The 16,599-nt window shown below is 60.5% G+C and carries 14 protein-coding genes; 3 read left to right on the top strand and 11 right to left on the bottom strand.

The window, feature by feature from the left end; all coding sequences use genetic code 11:
* Positions 1–44: 44 nt before the first annotated feature.
* Together ACI77H_RS12950 and plsB are read right to left on the bottom strand one after the other, a co-directional pair.
* Positions 45–650 carry a hypothetical protein gene (locus ACI77H_RS12950; protein WP_407012247.1) on the bottom strand — a complete coding sequence of 202 codons (606 nt, stop codon included), beginning with the start codon at positions 648–650 and terminating at the stop codon, positions 45–47.
* Positions 651–756: 106 nt separating this feature from the next.
* Positions 757–3,240 (bottom strand): glycerol-3-phosphate 1-O-acyltransferase PlsB, encoded by a 2,484-nt coding sequence (plsB, locus tag ACI77H_RS12945; protein ID WP_407012246.1) that lies wholly within the window; start codon positions 3,238–3,240, stop codon positions 757–759.
* A 234-nt stretch (positions 3,241–3,474) separates the two neighbouring features.
* Here plsB and ACI77H_RS12940 point away from each other — a divergent pair, with 234 nt between their 5' ends.
* Entirely contained in the window at positions 3,475–3,684 is a 210-nt protein-coding gene (locus tag ACI77H_RS12940) for a cold-shock protein (RefSeq protein ID WP_010462862.1), read from the top strand.
* A gap of 75 nt (positions 3,685–3,759) precedes the next feature.
* On the opposite strand, the gene ACI77H_RS12935 is transcribed toward ACI77H_RS12940, so the two are convergent.
* The 4 genes from ACI77H_RS12935 to ACI77H_RS12920 all read right to left on the bottom strand — a co-directional run bounded on the left by ACI77H_RS12935 (position 3,760) and on the right by ACI77H_RS12920 (position 9,009).
* The gene (locus tag ACI77H_RS12935; RefSeq protein ID WP_045060117.1) at positions 3,760–4,137 is read right to left on the bottom strand and encodes a hypothetical protein; all 378 of its coding nucleotides are present in this window, start codon (positions 4,135–4,137) and stop codon (positions 3,760–3,762) included.
* Between the two features lie 75 nt (positions 4,138–4,212).
* Positions 4,213–5,025 (bottom strand): putative RNA methyltransferase, encoded by an 813-nt coding sequence (locus ACI77H_RS12930; RefSeq protein ID WP_407012245.1) that lies wholly within the window; start codon positions 5,023–5,025, stop codon positions 4,213–4,215.
* Complete coding sequence (gene dapE, locus ACI77H_RS12925) at positions 5,025–6,176, bottom strand: succinyl-diaminopimelate desuccinylase (protein ID WP_407012244.1); 1,152 nt, start codon at positions 6,174–6,176, stop codon at positions 5,025–5,027. Before dapE ends, ACI77H_RS12930 begins: the two co-directional genes overlap by 1 nt.
* A gap of 241 nt (positions 6,177–6,417) precedes the next feature.
* Positions 6,418–9,009, bottom strand: a complete 2,592-nt coding sequence (locus ACI77H_RS12920) for a glycosyltransferase (protein WP_407012243.1) — start codon at positions 9,007–9,009, stop codon at positions 6,418–6,420.
* A 219-nt stretch (positions 9,010–9,228) separates the two neighbouring features.
* Between ACI77H_RS12920 and tcdA the strand changes: the two genes are divergently transcribed.
* Complete coding sequence (gene tcdA, locus ACI77H_RS12915; RefSeq protein ID WP_407012242.1) at positions 9,229–10,041, top strand: tRNA cyclic N6-threonylcarbamoyladenosine(37) synthase TcdA; 813 nt, start codon at positions 9,229–9,231, stop codon at positions 10,039–10,041.
* Between the two features lie 117 nt (positions 10,042–10,158).
* Here tcdA and ACI77H_RS12910 read toward each other — a convergent pair whose 3' ends face one another.
* From ACI77H_RS12910 to ACI77H_RS12895, 4 genes are all read right to left on the bottom strand, one after another.
* Entirely contained in the window at positions 10,159–10,563 is a 405-nt protein-coding gene (locus ACI77H_RS12910) for a SufE family protein (RefSeq protein ID WP_407012241.1), read from the bottom strand.
* A complete protein-coding gene (locus ACI77H_RS12905) occupies positions 10,560–11,765 on the bottom strand; it encodes an aminotransferase class V-fold PLP-dependent enzyme (protein WP_407012240.1) in 1,206 nt (401 codons plus the stop codon). The genes ACI77H_RS12910 and ACI77H_RS12905 overlap by 4 nt, the downstream gene beginning before the upstream one ends.
* Before the next feature lie 140 nt (positions 11,766–11,905).
* Positions 11,906–12,940: a 2,3,4,5-tetrahydropyridine-2,6-dicarboxylate N-succinyltransferase gene (gene dapD, locus ACI77H_RS12900; RefSeq protein WP_407012239.1), complete on the bottom strand. Its 1,035-nt coding sequence runs from the start codon at positions 12,938–12,940 to the stop codon at positions 11,906–11,908.
* A gap of 33 nt (positions 12,941–12,973) precedes the next feature.
* Positions 12,974–13,336 carry an ArsC family reductase gene (locus ACI77H_RS12895; protein WP_407012238.1) on the bottom strand — a complete coding sequence of 121 codons (363 nt, stop codon included), beginning with the start codon at positions 13,334–13,336 and terminating at the stop codon, positions 12,974–12,976.
* Positions 13,337–13,538: 202 nt separating this feature from the next.
* Between ACI77H_RS12895 and ACI77H_RS12890 the strand changes: the two genes are divergently transcribed.
* Positions 13,539–15,170 carry a Na+/H+ antiporter gene (locus tag ACI77H_RS12890; RefSeq protein ID WP_407012237.1) on the top strand — a complete coding sequence of 544 codons (1,632 nt, stop codon included), beginning with the start codon at positions 13,539–13,541 and terminating at the stop codon, positions 15,168–15,170.
* Between the two features lie 85 nt (positions 15,171–15,255).
* Here the strand turns inward: ACI77H_RS12890 and dapC are convergent, their stop codons facing one another.
* Entirely contained in the window at positions 15,256–16,455 is a 1,200-nt protein-coding gene (gene dapC, locus ACI77H_RS12885) for a succinyldiaminopimelate transaminase (RefSeq protein WP_407012236.1), read from the bottom strand.
* Positions 16,456–16,599: the final 144 nt, after the last annotated feature.

Genomic DNA, 16,599 nt, shown 5'->3' with positions numbered 1-16,599 from the left:
GCAGCGAGTTAACGAACGACGAAGATAAACGTGTTGGGCGTCTTTCAGACCTTGCTAAAGGGCTTTAATACAACGGATGCCGGATGTACCGCTATTGAATTCTGGTATTCGTTTTCAGTGGCGGTCAGCGTATAGCGCTTGCCGGGAATAACAGTGGCAGGATCGTATTCCAGATAAAACGCCTCCGCCATTTTTTCGCTGACATGGATTTGGGTGACCAGTGCGTGTGTGTCGTCATGCTCGTGGGCGGCAACGGTGACGGCATGTTCGGGTTCGACCACTCGGGGTGTTTGCGCCTGGATGTAGAGACGGCCAATGGGGCTCAGATGCAGGGTCTGTCGGTGCGGCGCACGATGGACTATCACAAAGTAGTTCAGATCAATCAGCAAAGGAACTCCGTTATGGGTCATGTTGATCGTCACAAGGTATTTGGCGCTGACATCGGAATAGTTGTGCGCAAACGAAAAATTCCAGCGCCCGTTGCGCAGTATTGGTTCACGGAGTTGCGCCACTTTGACGGGGGCAGAAGTGTTGGAGGTTTTAACGTTTATATAGGTTTCGCCTTCACCGCCGCTTGGGGGTGAAAAGTCTTCAGGTAAACTAAAAGTCAGGGTGATATAAGGGGTGGTGTTATCTAATTGGCTCGTCATGATGTCCGTATCGGGATTAAATGGGCCTCTATTAATTCATAATTGGCAGGTTATAAGAACATCCTTGTTCTTATAGTCATTGTCAGAAAGTTACAGCCGTTTCCAACTAAGCCTGGTCCGCGGCATCTTCGCTGCGATGCAACGCCACTTGACGGATCGACAAGCGGATCTCCGCCGGCAACACCCGTTTCGCCGCACCTTCGGCCAGTTCGCCGAGCAGTTCGTGATAGCTCAGCTTGCCGGCCTCATCACGCTTGAGCACGTCGAGGTCGAGCATCGTCTGGATGAAGTGGCGGAACAGGCTCTTGTCGAAAAACTCCGGCGCGTTCAAGCCATGCAGGATCGACAGGCGCTGGGCCATGACCGTGCAGAGGTCTTCCAGTTCTTCGGCGCTGATGCTGTTCTGGCCGCTGTTGAGCAGCAGGGAAACCGTCATGTAGAAGCGCTGCAAGGTCTGGGCGATGCTCTTCGACAGCAACGTCAGCAACACGAAATGCCGCGAGCTCGGCGCCGGGCGCAGGTAAACGTCGTTCTCGAAACGCAGCAGGCCTTGCTCGACGAACGCTTCGAGCCATTGATCGATTACCGCATCCAGTTCGTCCAGCGACCAGCGTATGAACAGCTCCGATTGCAGGTACGGATACAGCGCGCGGGTGTAGCGCAGGATCTGCTCGCGACTCATGCGCGACGCGCTCTGGAAGAAACTCGCGAGCAACGACGGCAACGCGAAAATGTGCAGGACGTTGTTGCGGTAGTAAGTCATCAGGACGGCGTTTTGCTCGTCCAGGTACAAAATTTTGCCCAGCGCATCGCTCTGCTCGGACAGCAGATCCATGTCCTTCACGTGCTCGATCAGTGCGCGCCCGTCACCGTCCGGCAGCGTGGTGTGCGGCGAATATGGAACCTTGCGCAACAACGCCAGATACAGATCGAGCACCCGCGCCATGGCCCGATCGTCCAGCGCCAGGCGGCTGGTGGACAGTAACGCCAGTGCCACCAGATTGACCGGGTTGATCGCCGCCGCTTCGTTCAGATGCTGCGCGACTTTCTCGCCGAGGCGGTTGGTGGTTTCGTTGAGCCAGGCCGGTTTGAACTGCGGACCGAGTTGCTGTTGACGCCAGTCTGGCTGCTCGCCGTCGAGGAACTCTGCGAGTTTGATCGGCTCGCCGAAGTTCACCGCCACTTGGCCAAAGCGCTGCTTGAGGGCGCCGATGACTTTGAAGATGTCGAAAATCGATTCTTTCTTTTTGCTCGCACCACGCAGTTCGCCGAGGTAAGTCCGGCCTTCCAGCACGCGCTCGTAGCCGATATAGACCGGCACGAACACAATCGGCATGCGCGACGACCGCAGGAAGCTGCGCAAGGTGATCGCGAGCATCCCGGTTTTCGGTTGCAGCATGCGCCCGGTGCGCGAGCGGCCACCTTCGACGAAGTATTCGACCGGGAAACCTTTGGTGAACAGGGTGTGCAGGTATTCGTTGAACACCGAGGTGTAGAGCGGGTTGCCCTTGAACGTACGGCGCATGAAGAACGCGCCGCCACGGCGCAGCAGGCTGCCGATCACCGGCATGTTGAGGTTGATCCCGGCGGCGATGTGCGGCGGGGTCAGGCCATTACGGAACAGCAGATACGAAAGCAGCAAATAATCGATGTGGCTGCGATGGCACGGCACGTAGATCACTTCGTGACCTTGGGCGACTTTCTGCACGCCTTCGATGTGGTTGACCTTGATCCCGTCGTAAATCTTGTTCCAGAACCAGCTCAGCACCACTTCCAGAAAGCGAATCGCGGTGTAGGTGTAGTCCGAGGCGATTTCGTTGCCGTAGCGCAGGGCCTGGGCCTTGGCTTTCTCCGGGGAGGTGTTTTCCCGTTCGGCTTCATCGAGAATCGCCTGCTTGACCAGCGGCTGGTTGAGCAGGCCTTTGACCAGGTTGCGGCGGTGGGAAATGTCCGGGCCGATCACCGCGGCTTTGAGGTTGCGAAAGTGCACCCGCAGGATGCGCTGGGCCATACGCACGGTGCGCTCGTGGCCTTTGTTGTGCTCGATCAGCTCGCGCAGGTGAATCGGCGCGGAGAACTGCACGCGGGTCTTGCGCCCCAGCACGATGATGCTCAGCAGACGGCGCAGGCGCCCGGTCACCGCCCAGCTGTCGGCGAAGAGCAGTTTCCACGGGCTCGATTCGCTGTCCGGCGACTGACCCCAGAACACGCTGACCGGAATGATCTGCGCGTCTTCGGCAGCGTTCTGGCTCAGGGCGCTGACCAGTCGGGTCAGGGTCGGCGGCGCGCCGCGTTTGTCCTGGCGGCCGAGCCAGTCGGGCTCAGGTGTCAGGTAAAAGAATGCGGCGGGCTCCAGCAGATTGCCGACAGACACCGGCAGCACCGGGCGCGGCAGGCCGGCCTTGCTGCATTCGGTGTCGACCACGGCGAGGTCGGTCAGCGAAGGGTTTTGCAGGACGTAGAACACCGGACGGCTGCGGTCGAGGTTGAGGGTGAACGACGACTGATTGATCGTCTCCGAGCGAACCCAGAGATAGAGCAGTCGGCGCAGGGTGCCAAACACAAGACGGCGGAACGGGGAACGGGTCATACGGCTTCTGCGTGAGTGGAAAAAACCGAGCGTTTGCTCGGGCGGTCGATAGTGTGCCGTATTCGCTGAAAATCGGCAAAAAAGCGCCTAAGTAAAGTGAGTTGAGAGTTTTCACGCCTGTCATATACTCGGCGAGCCCGCACTGGCCAGACAGTGGCACCGATCAGTGCAAGCAATGTTCCCGAGGCTTTCCTGCGAAAAGCCCGATCAATAATAAAAAAGGAGTATGAACAAATGGCAACGCGTGAAACCGGCAATGTGAAGTGGTTCAACGACGCCAAGGGCTACGGCTTTATTCAACGCGAGGACGGGGTGGACGTGTTCGTGCACTACCGCGCGATTCGCGGCGAAGGGCACCGTTCGCTGGCTGAAGGTCAGCAGGTTGAATATGCGGTGGTGACTGGCGAGAAGGGGTTGCAGGCTGAGGATGTGGTGGGGCTGTAAACCCACTCTTCATATCACCCAAAACCAATGTGGGCGCGAGCAAGCCCGCTCCCACATTTGATTTGTGTACTGCTTTTAAGCGGTTTTCCAGGTGATCTCTTCTTCGCCATCGGCGCTGATGCGCATCCAGCGATCGGCTGTCTCTTCACCTTCTTCTTCGACCCAGGTGCCCGGCGCACAACGTACTTCTACGTTCAACGCGGCAAACGCGGCGCGGGCGCAGGCGATGTCGTCTTCCCACGGGGTCTGGTCACTTTCCAGGTACAGGCTGTTCCATTTGCCTACGGCTTTCGGTAACCAGGTCACCGGCACGTTGCCGGCCTTGCACTTGTAGGTCTGACCTTTCTGAACCCAGTCGGTGCACGGGCCCAACGCTTCGCCGAGCCAAGTGGCAACGGCCTTGTAGTCGACGTCGGCGTCTTTCAGGTAAATCTCGATATCGGGTTGGCGCATGGATGTCCTCACTGCGGGTCTGAAAAATCCATTCGCGGATTTAGCCGGCCTCAAGCTGTTGCTCAAGACCAAAAATTAAGATTGAAGAACAAAGTAATCGTAGCGCATCGAAACAGTGACCTCGAACGGCTCGGACTGCTCGATGACTGCTGCCCGGCGCTCAGCACTGGCGCGCCAGCCGTGGGGCGTCATGGCCAACAGGTTGGCGCGATCCTGACCCTTTGAAAGCGTCAGTTTGAACTCCAGGGTTTCACTGTGTTGCAGCGCCATGCCTTCCGGCACCAAGGCCAGATGCTTGTCGTCGGTGTACTCACGCACTTCATCGTACAGCCGTTCGCGCAATTCCATCAGATGGCCGCTGGTCGGCCCGACTTTCATCAAGCCGCCGCCGGGGCTCAGCAGGCGCTTGGCTTCTTCCCAGTCCAGTGGGCTGAAGACGCTGGCAAGAAACTGACAACTGCCCGAGGCCAACGGCACCCGCGCCATGCTGGCGATCAACCAGGTCAGCTGCGGGTCGCGCTTGCAGGCGCGTTTGACCGCTTCCCGGGAAATATCCAGGGCGTAACCGTCGGCATTCGGCAAGGCCGCGGCAATTTGCGCGGTGTAGTAACCCTCGCCACAACCGATGTCCAGCCAGCGCTGCGGCGCGTATTGCGCTGCCAGCTCCGCCAGACGCTTGGCCACCGGCGCATAGTGGCCGGCGTTCAGGAAATCGCGACGGGCTTCGACCATCGCCAGGTTATCCCCAGGGTCGCGGCTGTTTTTGTGCTGCACTGGCAACAGGTTCAGGTAACCCTGGCGCGCGCGGTCGAAACGATGCCCGGCGGGGCAGGCCACGCCGTTGTCCACCGCGCTTAGCGGTTCGCTGCAGATCGGGCAGGCGAGCATCAGGCGAGCAACTTGATCAGGGTCTGGTAGTAGATTTCGGTCAGCACGTCGAGGTCGGCGGCCAGTACGCGCTCGTTGACCTGATGGATTGTTGCGTTGACCGGGCCCAGTTCAACCACTTGGGTGCCCATGGTCGCGATGAAGCGGCCGTCGGAGGTGCCACCGCTGGTCGAAGCTTTGGTCTCGCGACCGGTGATGTCCTTGATGCTCGATGCGACAGCATCCAGCAACGCGCCCGGTTCGGTGAGGAACGGCAGGCCGGACAGCGCCCAGTCGATGTGCCAGTCCAGGCCATGCTTGTCGAGGATGTCGGCGACGCGTTTCTGCAGGCCTTCGACGGTGGATTCGGTGGAGAAGCGGAAGTTGAACACCGCCACCAGGTCACCCGGGATCACGTTGGTCGCGCCGGTACCGGAATTCACGTTGGAGATCTGGAAACTGGTCGGCGGGAAGAAATCGTTGCCGTGGTCCCAGTGCTCGGCGGCCAGTTCGGCCAGCGCCGGGGCGGCGAGGTGGATCGGGTTCTTGGCCAGGTGCGGATAGGCCACGTGACCCTGCACCCCGTGCACGGTCAGCTTGGCGCCAAGGGAACCGCGACGGCCGTTCTTGACCACGTCACCCACCAGCGTGGTGCTCGACGGTTCGCCGACGATGCACCAGTCCAGACGTTCTTTACGGGCGACCAGGCGCTCGATCACGGCTTTGGTGCCGTGGTGCGCCGGGCCTTCTTCGTCGCTGGTGATCAGGAACGCGACCTTGCCCTTGTGATCCGGGTAGTCGGCGACGAAACGCTCGGCGGCCACGGTCATCGATGCCAGGCTGCCTTTCATGTCCGCCGCGCCACGGCCGCAGAGCATGCCGTGTTCGTCGATCAGTGCGTTGAACGGGTCGATCTGCCAGGCCGTTACCGGGCCGGTCGGGACTACGTCGGTGTGACCGGCGAAGCACAGCACCGGGCCGTCGTGTTTGCCGTGGGTGGCCCAGAAGTTATCCACATCTTCGATACGCATCGGTTCCAGGGTGAAACCGGCATCGCCCAGGCGCTGCATCATCTGCTTCTGGCAATCGGCGTCCAGCGGCGTCACGGACGGACGGCGGATCAGGTCGATGGCGAGTTGAAGGGTCGGCGAAAGGTCGGCGTGGGCCGTCATGGAAAACTCCGGAAAACTTGAAATTGGCACCGGGCTAATGTGGGAGCGGCGGTTCGACGCTTCGAAATGCGGTGTGTCAAACAACATAAACGTTGATTGTTACACCGCATTCGCGAGCAAGCCCGCTCCCACAGGTTTTGAGTCCGGTCAGTAAGACCGATCACGCCAAGCCCTGCAAAATGGCGGTTATCTTAAAGCAAAACGGCGGCCATTGGCCGCCGTTTAGTGCATCTGCAAAGATTTAGACTGCCGGTGCCGTTTCGGCTTCGACTGCCGGTTTCGGCAGCGAAGACAGGAACGCCATGATCAGCGCCGCCAGGTACGGCAACGACTGCACCAGCAACATGATCACCCAGAAGCGCATGTCGTTGCTCGGCAGTCCGTTCACCAGGAAGATCCCCAGCGCCGCGCCCCACAACAGCAGCATGATGAACACCTCTTCGCGCGCCTCCGAAATCGCCACCCAGAAGCCATGGTTATCGGCGTTTTTCGGCGTACGGAAGAACGGAATGCTGCTGGTGAAGAAGCCGTACAACACCGCTTTGGCGATGGTGTGCGACAACGCCAGCCCGGCCAGTGCGGCGCAGAACGCATCCTTGAGGTTCACGCCAACGGCGCGACGGTAAAGGAAGATGATCTTGCCGACCTTGAACACGAACAGCGCCAACGGCGGGATCGCGAAAATCAGCAACGGTGGATCGACCCGCTGCGGCACGATGATCATCGCCGCCGACCACAACAATGCGCCGACGGTGAAGAAGATGTTCATGCCATCCGCGACCCACGGCAACCAGCCCGCGAGGAAGTGGTAACGCTGGCCACGGGTCAGTTCGGTGCCCTTGCCGCGCAGCAAACTGGCGGTGTGCCGCTTGATGATCTGAATCGCACCGTAGGCCCAGCGGAAACGCTGTTTCTTGAAGTCGATAAAGGTATCCGGCATCAGGCCCTTGCCGTAGCTGGTGTGGTAATACGCCGCCGACAAGCCTTTCTCGAATACGCGCAGACCCAACTCGGCGTCTTCACAGATGCACCAGTCAGCCCAACCGAGTTCCTCGAGCACCGAGCGCCGGGTCATGGTCATGGTGCCATGCTGGATGATCGCGTCGCGGTCGTTACGGGTGACCATGCCGATGTGGAAGAAGCCTTTGTATTCCGCATAGCAGAGCTTCTTGAAGGTGCTTTCGTTCTGGTCGCGATAATCCTGCGGCGACTGCACCACGGCGATTTTCGGGTCGGCGAAGTGCGGCACCATGTGCTTGAGCCAATTCGGGTCGACGCAGTAATCCGAGTCGATCACCGCAATCACTTCCGCATCCTTGGCAGTGTGCGGAATCAGGTAGTTCAGCGCACCGCCCTTGAAACCGGCCAGCGGTGCGACGTGGAAGAACTTGAAGCGCGGGCCGAGGGTTGCGCAGTAATCGCGCACCGGTTCCCAGACCGCCGGGTCCTTGGTGTTGTTGTCGATGATCAGGACTTCGAAGTCCGGATAGTCGAGGTTGGCCAGGGCATTGAGGGTCTGTTTGACCATGTCCGGCGGCTCGTTGTAGCAAGGCACGTGAATCGAGACTTTCGGTCTGTAGTCCGAATCGCCCACCACCGGCAGGAATTCGCGGCGGCGTTTGTGGGTCCAGACCGCTTCGGCCAGTTCATGCGCCTCGGTCAGCAGTACGATAAAGACCCCGAGTGCGCCGAGTGCGAGGAGAAATCCTACGGTCAGGCTGAACCAGGTGCTGTATTGCTGGCTGTAGTCGTAGCCGATCCATACCAAAACCGAACCGCACAGGAACGCGATAAAGGTCAGGAAGGTGCGGCCACGTTGACGCAGGGCCGAGCCGTCGATCATCAGCAAGGTCAGGGACAACAAGGCCAGCACCGCCGAGCCGATGGCCAGCACGCGCCATTGCGGAATCGCGACCACCGGGCCCTCGAAGTTGAATTTCTGCTGCCGCGCGGCGTTGAAAACGCCCCAGTACGCACCCACCGAACCTTCGTCACTGGCCTTCCACGGCTGGTCAAACGCTTCGATCACGAAGTAGTTGAAGCCCTGGCGGTTGAGCTTGTTCACCAGCGTGCGCAGGTAGATCGCCTGATCCGCCGGGCTCGCATCGGTGCCGCCACGCATGCGGCCGTTGCTCGGCCAGCCAACCTCCGAGAGCAACAGCGGTTTTTTCGGGAACATCTTTTTCAGATCGCGGGCGCGGTCGAGGACGAATTGGCCGGCCTTGTCCACCGGGACGTATTCCCAGTAAGGCAAGACGTGCGCGGCAATCAGGTCGACGTGCTTGGCCAGTTCCGGATGCTCTTCCCAGACGTGCCACTGCTCGGACGTGGTGACCGGCACCTTCACGGCGGCGCGGACGCGATCAAGGATCACGCTCAGTTCGGCAGCGGTAATTTCCTTACGGAAAATCGCCTCGTTGCCTACAACCACGCGAACCACGCTGCGTGAGGAGTTGGCGATTTCGATGGCCCGGGTGATTTCCCGCTCGTTGCGTTCCAGGTCCGGGCTGATCCAGATCCCGAGGGTGACCCGCAGGCCAAACTCTTCAGCCAGCTTGGGAATGTCGCCCAGGGTGCCATCGACCGAGTACGTACGGATGTTGTCCGTCAGCTTGCTCATGATCTCCAGATCGCGACGCATTTGATCGTCGGTCGGGTACTGCTCTTTCTGCGGATACTGGCCTTGCTGGAACGGCGAGTACGAGAAGCCGGAGATCTGTTCTGGCCAGTTGGGGGCAGTGACCGGGCGATTGATCAGCGCCCAGAAGCCGGTAAACAAGGCTGCGATGGCGAGCACCACAACCAGGTTGAGTCCAAATTTACGCGATGACATAGCTATTTCGGGTTCCAAAGGCTGTGGAACGAAGGAACGGTCGGCATGGAGCCAAGGGGCGCGCATCCTACACCGTGCTTTCACTGAGCGTACAGCGGACAGGGAAAAGCCTGACGTTGGGCAATCCGGTTTCACATAAGTTCTTACACTTGTAGCTGGAAACTTAAAACTTGCCGCTTTGTAGCCCTATAATGCGCGCCGGTTTTTGGGGTATTGGTCATGAGCACAGAAGATCCGCGGTTTGCAGGCATCGCCCGTTTGTATGGCATCGAAGGGCTTGAGCGCTTGCGCGCGGCCCACGTGGCGATTGTCGGCGTCGGCGGTGTCGGCTCCTGGGCGGCGGAAGCCATTGCGCGGTGTGGCGTCGGCGAGATTTCGCTGTTCGACCTCGACGACGTCTGCGTCAGTAACGCCAACCGTCAGCTGCACGCGCTGGATAGCACCGTCGGCAAACCCAAGGTCGAGGTGATGGCCGAACGCCTGCGCGGGATCAACCCGGATTGCACGGTGCACGCGGTGGCGGATTTCGTCACCCGCGACACCATGGCTGAATACATCACGCCGAACATCGACTGCGTGATCGACTGCATCGACAGCGTCAACGCGAAAGCGGCGCTGATTGCCTGGTGCAAGCGCCGCAAGATCCAGATCATCACCACCGGCGGTGCGGGCGGGCAGATCGACCCGACGCTGATCCAGGTCTGCGACCTGAACCGCACGTTCAACGATCCGTTGGCTTCGAAAGTGCGCTCGACCTTGCGCCGCGATTACAACTTCTCGCGCACCGTGACCCGTCATTACAGCGTGCCGTGCGTGTTTTCCACGGAACAACTGCGCTACCCGAAACCGGATGGCAGCATTTGCTTGCAGAAGAGTTTTGTCGGCGATGGTGTGAAGCTCGACTGCGCCGGCGGGTTTGGCGCGGTGATGATGGTGACGGCGACGTTCGGCATGGTCGCGGCGACCAAGGCTGTGGATAAGATTGTGGCGGGTGTGCGGCGGCCGGCAGATCGGGCTAAACCTGAGGTCTGATCGATGTGGCTGATGGCCCTTTCGCGAGCAAGACCGCTCCCACATTAGATCTGTGTCGGATACAAAATCCGGATAAACCACCCTCCAATGTGGGAGCGGGCTTGCTCGCGAAAGCGATTAACCAGCCAACTCATTCATTCGCTGTAATACGGCGTTGAGGCCATTGCTGCGCGAGGGAGAGAGCTGTCGCGACAGGCCAAGCTGACTGAACCACTCCGGCAAATCCACCTGCCGCAACTCAGCGGCCGACAACCCGTTGACCCGCGCCAGCAGCAACGCCACCAACCCACGAATCAACCGCGCATCGCTGCTCGCCGCAAACTGCCAGTGACCCTCCTGCAACGAGCCCACCAACCACACCTGACTTTCACAGCCATGCACGCGGTTGGCGTCGACTTTATCCACATCGCTCAACGCCGGCAGACGGTCGCCCCATTGCATCAACAGTCGCGCGCGTTGCTCCCAGCCAGCGGCAGCCTGAAAAGTTTCAAGCGCCATGACGGCATCGGCAGGGAGGCTCATCGCAACAACTCCAACGCCTGATCCAGCGCTTCAAAGAATCGCTCCAGATCCTCGGAGTCGTTGTACAACGCCAGCGACACCCGAATCGCCCCGGCCAATTCGAAGCTTTTGAGCAGCGGCATGGCGCAATGATGCCCGGCGCGCACCGCGATTCCCTGTTCTGTCAGCAAGTGCGCCAGATCAGAGTTATGCACACCCTCGACGATAAAACTGGCCAACGCCAATTGCGGTTTGCCCAATAGCCGAATGCCGTTGCGCGCCTCCAGGCCTTTCAACAAATAGTCATGCAGCGCGGCTTCATGGGCCGAAACCGCATCCTGATCGAGGCCCGCGAGGTAATCCAGCGTCGCCCCGAGACCAATCACGCTGGAGATCGGCGGTGTCCCGGCCTCAAACCCCAGTGGCGCGGGGCGAAACCGCGCGTGCTGGTAATCCGCGTCCAGCACCATTTCACCGCCGAACTGCCAATGGCGCAGTCGCTTGAGTGCCTCATTCCGGCCGAACAACACGCCGAGGCCATCGGGGCCATAGAGTTTGTGGCTGGAAAACACGTAGAAGTCGCAACCCAGCGCCTGCACGTCGTGCCGGCCATGGACCACGCCTTGGGCGCCATCGACCACGGTCAATGCGTCGTGTGCCTTGGCCAGCGCCAGCAGTGCGGGCAACGGCTGCCAGGCGCCGAGGACGTTGGACAACTGACTGACCGCCAGCAAGCGGGTTCGCGGGCCGATCAGCGACGCGGCGGCCTCCAGGTCGATCAAACCGTCGACGTCCAGCGGCAGGATCACCAGTTTCAACTCGCGACGGTGAGCCAGTTGCTGCCACGGCAGCAGGTTGGCGTGATGCTCCAGGGCGCTGATGACAACCTCGTCGCCCGGATTGAACAGGTGTTCCAGGCCATAGGCGAGGAGGTTCAGCGCAGAAGTTGCGCCGTGGGTGAAGATGATCTGCCCGCAATCGCCGGCATTCAGCCAGTGGGCGACTTTGCTGCGGCTGTCCTCGAACGCCTGGGTGGCATGCGCGCCGGGCAGGTGTTGTGCCCGATGCACGTTGGCGGCGCCATTGGCGTAGTAATGCGCCAGGGCATCCAGCAGGGCTTGAGGTTTTTGCGTGGTGGCGGCGTTGTCCAGATAGGTCTGGTCTTGCCGTTGCAGAGCGGCGATGGCCGGGAAATCGGCGCGCCAGGGAGAAGGAATCATCATGCAATTGGCCCTGCTAAACATGGGCGGGTGTACGCCTGACCCTGTGGGAGCGGGCTTGCTCGCGAAGGCGTCCTTGAGGTCGCCAAAAGCTTCGCGAGCAAGGCCGCTCCCACAGTTGATCGGTTAGGCTGCTGCAGCAATCAGTTGTGAGCGTGCAGCGCTTCGTTCAGTTCGATCGCCGATTTGTGGGTTTTGCATTCCACGGCACCGGTTTCCGAATTGCGACGGAACAGCAGGTCAGGTTGACCGGCCAGTTCACGGGCCTTCACGACTTTGACCAGTTTGTTGTGCTCGTCCAGCAGCGCCACTTTGGTGCCAGCGGTCACGTACAGGCCCGACTCCACGGTGTTGCGGTCGCCCAACGGGATACCGATACCGGCGTTGGCGCCGATCAGGCAGCCTTCGCCGACCTTGATCACGATGTTGCCGCCGCCCGACAGGGTGCCCATGGTCGAGCAACCGCCGCCCAGGTCCGAACCCTTGCCGACGAACACGCCAGCGGAAACGCGGCCTTCGATCATGCCCGGGCCTTCGGTGCCGGCGTTGAAGTTGACGAATCCTTCGTGCATCACGGTGGTGCCTTCGCCGACGTAAGCGCCCAGACGGATACGGGCCGCGTCAGCGATACGCACGCCGGCCGGCACTACGTAGTCAGTCATTTTCGGGAATTTGTCTACCGAGAACACTTCCAGCAGCTCGCCGCGCAGGCGGGCTTCCAGTTGATGTTCGGCCAGTTCGGCCAGGTCGATCGCGCCCTGGCTGGTCCACGCGACGTTCGGCAGCAGCGGGAACACGCCCGCCAGGTTCAGGCCGTGCGGCTTGACCAGGCGATGGGACAGCAGGTGCAGCTTGAGGTAGGCCTCAGGCGTGGAAGTCAGCGGCGCATCTTCGGCCAGAATCGTGGCGACCAGCGGCTTGTGGCTCTCGGCCAGCCGGGTCAGCAGGGCGGCCTGGGCAGCATCGACACCTTTCAGTGCTTCAGCCAGTTGCGACGCCTGAGCCGTGCTGAACGCGATGGCCTGATTGCCTTCGGTGTAACCCAGAACCGGCGCGATGGCCGCGATCAGGTCAGCCGACGGGTTGAGCAGCGGCTGTGCGTAAAACACTTCGAGCCATGCGCCCTGACGGTTTTGAGTGCCGACACCAAAGGCCAGGCTGAATACGGAAGTGGACATGTAAATACCTCTAACAAAATTGAACGGGCTGGCTTACTTGAGCGCTGCCGCGTAGATGTCTGGCTTGAAGCCAATCAGGGTTCGGTCACCGAGATCGAGCACCGGGCGCTTGATCATCGAGGGTTGTGCGAGCATCAGTTCGATGGCTTTGCGCTGGTCGAGATCGGCTTTGCGTTCGTCGTCGAGCTTGCGAAAGGTCGTGCCTGCACGGTTCAACACCACTTGCCAGCCGTGCTCGTCGCACCATTGGGTCAGGTGTTCACGGTCGATTCCGGCCGTTTTGTAATCATGGAAGTCATAGCTGACAGCGTGTTCATCGAGCCAGGTGCGCGCCTTTTTCATGGTGTCGCAGGCTTTGATGCCGAAAAGGTGCAACGTTTTGCTTGAATCGGTCAAGGAATTGCCCCCTTTGCAGGTGCTGGAAAAAAAAGGTGACGGATTATGCCATGACCAGACGGTTTCGCGTCGGCCTTGGTTGTTTCGTCACTCTGTAGGAGGGCGGTGTCCAGGCGATGCGACATTGGTGTAAAAGTCAGGGAGCAGTTTAAGCGGCTAATATGGCACTTCAATGCTGCCGATTGCTCGGGAACCACGCTTTATGCAAACCGCCTACACCGTCCTGATCCTATTGATGCTGGTCAGTGTTTCGCGCTTGCTCGGACGCGTGATTCCGTTGCCATTGCCGTTGGTGCAAATCGGTGCCGGTGCGTTGCTGGCCTGGCCGACGCTCGGGTTGCACGTCGCACTGGACCCGGAATTGTTTCTGTTTTTGTTCCTCCCGCCGCTGCTGTTCTCCGACGGCTGGCGCATGCCCAAGCGCGAATTTTGGCGACTGCGCGGGCCGATCCTGACCCTGGCGGTCGGTTTGGTGCTGTTTACCGTTGTCGGTGCGGGTTACTTCATCCATTGGTTGTTGCCGAGCATCCCGCTACCGGTGGCTTTTGCCCTGGCGGCAGTGTTGTCGCCGACGGATGCCGTGGCTGTCTCGGCGATTTCTCAAAACCGCCTGCCGACGCCGCTGATGCACATGCTGCAGGGCGAGGCGCTGATGAATGACGCGTCGGGCCTGGTGACCTTCAAGTTCGCCCTGGTCGCGGCGGTGACCGGGGTATTCTCGCTGGCCAACGCCAGCCTGACGTTTGTGTTGGTAGCGGTCGGTGGCCTGGCGGTCGGTGTCGCGTTGAGTTGGCTGGTGGGGCGTTTGCGCTCATGGATGATTGCTCGAGGCTGGGATGATCCGGCGACGCACGTTGTCTTCATGTTGTTGCTGCCGTTTGCGGCGTACGTGCTGGCCGAACGGCTGGGCGCCTCGGGCATTTTGTCGGCGGTCGCGGCGGGGATGATGCAGAGCTGGCTCGATTTGCTGCCGCGCCAGACCAGCACCCGACTGCTCAATCGCAGCGTCTGGTCACTGCTGGAGTTCGCGTTCAACGGATTGATCTTCCTGCTGCTGGGGTTGCAGTTGCCGGACATCATCAAAGCCGTAGTCAGCCACGAAACCTCGTTGTGGCCGACGCTGCTCTATCGCTGCCTCGACGTGGTGGCGATTTTTCTGGTGCTGGTGGTATTGCGGTTTGTCTGGGTGCAGAGCATCTGGCGGTTGTCGGGGCTGCTGCGCCGTTGGCGCGGCAAGGGTGAAATGACGCAAGTGCCGACGGCGCGCTCCTGCTGGTTGCTGACCGTCGGCGGTGTGCGCGGTGCGGTGACGCTGGCGGGCGTGCTGTCAGTCCCGTTACTGATGGGGAATGAGGCATTTCCTGAGCGCGATCTGCTGATTTTCATCGCGGCCGGGGTCATTTTGCTGTCGCTGATTGCCGCCTGTATCGCCTTGCCACTGTTGTTGCGCGGTATTGAAAAAAGCCCTGACGACAAGCGCCGCAACGAGGTACGCGACGCCTGGCGCAAAACCGCCGAAGCGGCGATTCACGCGCTCGAAGTCGACGAGGTCAACCCGCAGGACGCGGCCCAGGCTGCACTGGCCATTGAACTGAAGGCGCGGATCATGTCCGAGTACCGGCATCAACTGGAGGTGTTCAACGATTCGGCGGAAGCCCAGGCGCTGGCGTTTCAGATGGATCTGCTGGAACGGCGCTTGCGCTTGAAGGCACTGCGGGCACAGCGCCTGGAGTTGTACAAGCTCAGCCGTCACCACCAGATTGGCGATGACGTGTTGCGCGAGGTGTTAGGGGAGTTGGACTTGAGCGAAGCCAATCTAGGTCAGGTGAAATAGTTGACGCTCGTGCAGGCGCACGGCTTGCCGGGGATGGCGTCTCAAGATCGCCATCGCCGGCAAGCCGGCTCCTACAGGTTTGTGTTTATTTGCGGCGCTGGATGAAGGCGCGGATGCGTTCAGCAGCTTCCACGCACTCCGCCAGTGGCGCAACCAGCGCCAGGCGCACCCGTCCGGCACCCGGATTCGCACCGTCAACGTCACGGGACAGATAAGAGCCCGGCACCACGGTCACATGTTCTTCGACGAACAGATCGCGGCAGAACGCCTCGTCATCACCTTCAACATTCGGCCACAGGTAAAAACCACCGTCCGGGCGCTGCACGTCCAGCACCGGGCCAAGGATTTCCAGCACCGCATCATATTTTTCGCGGTACAGATCACGGTTGGCGCGCACGTGTACTTCGTCATTCCACGCGGCAACGCTGGCCAGTTGGGTCTGAACCGGCATCGCGCAGCCGTGGTAAGTGCGGTAGAGCAGGAAGCCCTTGAGAATGTCGGCGTCACCGGCCACAAATCCCGAACGCAGGCCCGGCAGGTTGGAGCGCTTGGACAGGCTGTGGAACACGACGCAACGCTTGAAGTCTTTGCGACCCAGTTCCACGCAGGCGCTGAGCAGACCGGGCGGTGGGGTTTGTTCGTCGAAGTAGAGTTCGCTGTAGCACTCGTCCGCGGCGATCACGAAGTCGTATTCGTCGGCCAGTGCGATCAGCTTTTTCAGTGTCTCGACCGGGATCAGCGCGCCGGTCGGGTTGCCCGGCGAGCACAGGAAGAGGATCTGGCAGCGTTTCCAGATGTCTGGAGAAACGGCATCGAAATCCGGATTGAAGCGGTTTTCGTCCAGGCACGGCAGGTAATGCGGCTTGGCGCCGGCAAGGAACGCGGCACCTTCATAGATCTGGTAGAACGGGTTCGGGCTGACCACCAGGGCGTCGTCGCCACGGTTGACCACGGTCTGGGTGAACGCGAACAGGGCCTCGCGGGTGCCGTTGACCGGCAGCACGTTGCGCGCCGGGTCTAGCCATCCGTTCGGCACGTTGAAACGGCGCTCGCACCACGCGGCGATGGCTTCACGCAGGGCCGCAATGCCGAGGGTGGTCGGATAAACGGCCATCTGATCCAGATTGTTTGCCAGGGCTTCGGCGACAAAACTTGGCGAGCGGTGCTTCGGCTCGCCGATGGACAGCGCAATGGCGCGCTTGTCCGGATTTGGCGTGACGCTGCCGAGCAGGGTGCGGAGCTTCTCGAACGGGTAAGGCTGCAACTGGGACAAGGCGTTGTTCATCGGTCGATCTCGTTCGGTGTGGGAGCCGGTCTGCTCTTTGTAGGTTCTGGCTTGCCAGCGATGGACTCAAAAGCGCCGCGTTTACCCGGTAAGTACGCGTCATCGTTTACGACCATCGCTGGCAAGCCAGCTCCTACAGGAGGC

The organism is Pseudomonas sp. O230, from assembly GCF_045447035.1.
Taxonomy (GTDB): Bacteria; Pseudomonadota; Gammaproteobacteria; order Pseudomonadales; family Pseudomonadaceae; genus Aquipseudomonas.
This window is presented reverse-complemented; position numbering and strand designations above follow the sequence as displayed.

Excerpts from the sequence above, each read along its gene's own strand:
- ACI77H_RS12950 (WP_407012247.1), bottom strand. The coding sequence starts at position 650 with ATGACGAGCCAATTAGATAACACCACCCCTTATATCACCCTGACTTTT.
- ACI77H_RS12935 (WP_045060117.1), bottom strand. The coding sequence starts at position 4,137 with ATGCGCCAACCCGATATCGAGATTTACCTGAAAGACGCCGACGTCGAC.
- ACI77H_RS12930 (WP_407012245.1), bottom strand. The coding sequence starts at position 5,025 with ATGCTCGCCTGCCCGATCTGCAGCGAACCGCTAAGCGCGGTGGACAAC.
- ACI77H_RS12940 (WP_010462862.1), top strand. The coding sequence starts at position 3,475 with ATGGCAACGCGTGAAACCGGCAATGTGAAGTGGTTCAACGACGCCAAG.
- dapE (WP_407012244.1), bottom strand. The coding sequence starts at position 6,176 with ATGACGGCCCACGCCGACCTTTCGCCGACCCTTCAACTCGCCATCGAC.
- dapC (WP_407012236.1), bottom strand. The coding sequence starts at position 16,455 with ATGAACAACGCCTTGTCCCAGTTGCAGCCTTACCCGTTCGAGAAGCTC.
- plsB (WP_407012246.1), bottom strand. The coding sequence starts at position 3,240 with ATGACCCGTTCCCCGTTCCGCCGTCTTGTGTTTGGCACCCTGCGCCGA.
- ACI77H_RS12890 (WP_407012237.1), top strand. The coding sequence starts at position 13,539 with ATGCAAACCGCCTACACCGTCCTGATCCTATTGATGCTGGTCAGTGTT.
- ACI77H_RS12910 (WP_407012241.1), bottom strand. The coding sequence starts at position 10,563 with ATGAGCCTCCCTGCCGATGCCGTCATGGCGCTTGAAACTTTTCAGGCT.
- ACI77H_RS12905 (WP_407012240.1), bottom strand. The coding sequence starts at position 11,765 with ATGATGATTCCTTCTCCCTGGCGCGCCGATTTCCCGGCCATCGCCGCT.
- tcdA (WP_407012242.1), top strand. The coding sequence starts at position 9,229 with ATGAGCACAGAAGATCCGCGGTTTGCAGGCATCGCCCGTTTGTATGGC.
- dapD (WP_407012239.1), bottom strand. The coding sequence starts at position 12,940 with ATGTCCACTTCCGTATTCAGCCTGGCCTTTGGTGTCGGCACTCAAAAC.
- ACI77H_RS12920 (WP_407012243.1), bottom strand. The coding sequence starts at position 9,009 with ATGTCATCGCGTAAATTTGGACTCAACCTGGTTGTGGTGCTCGCCATC.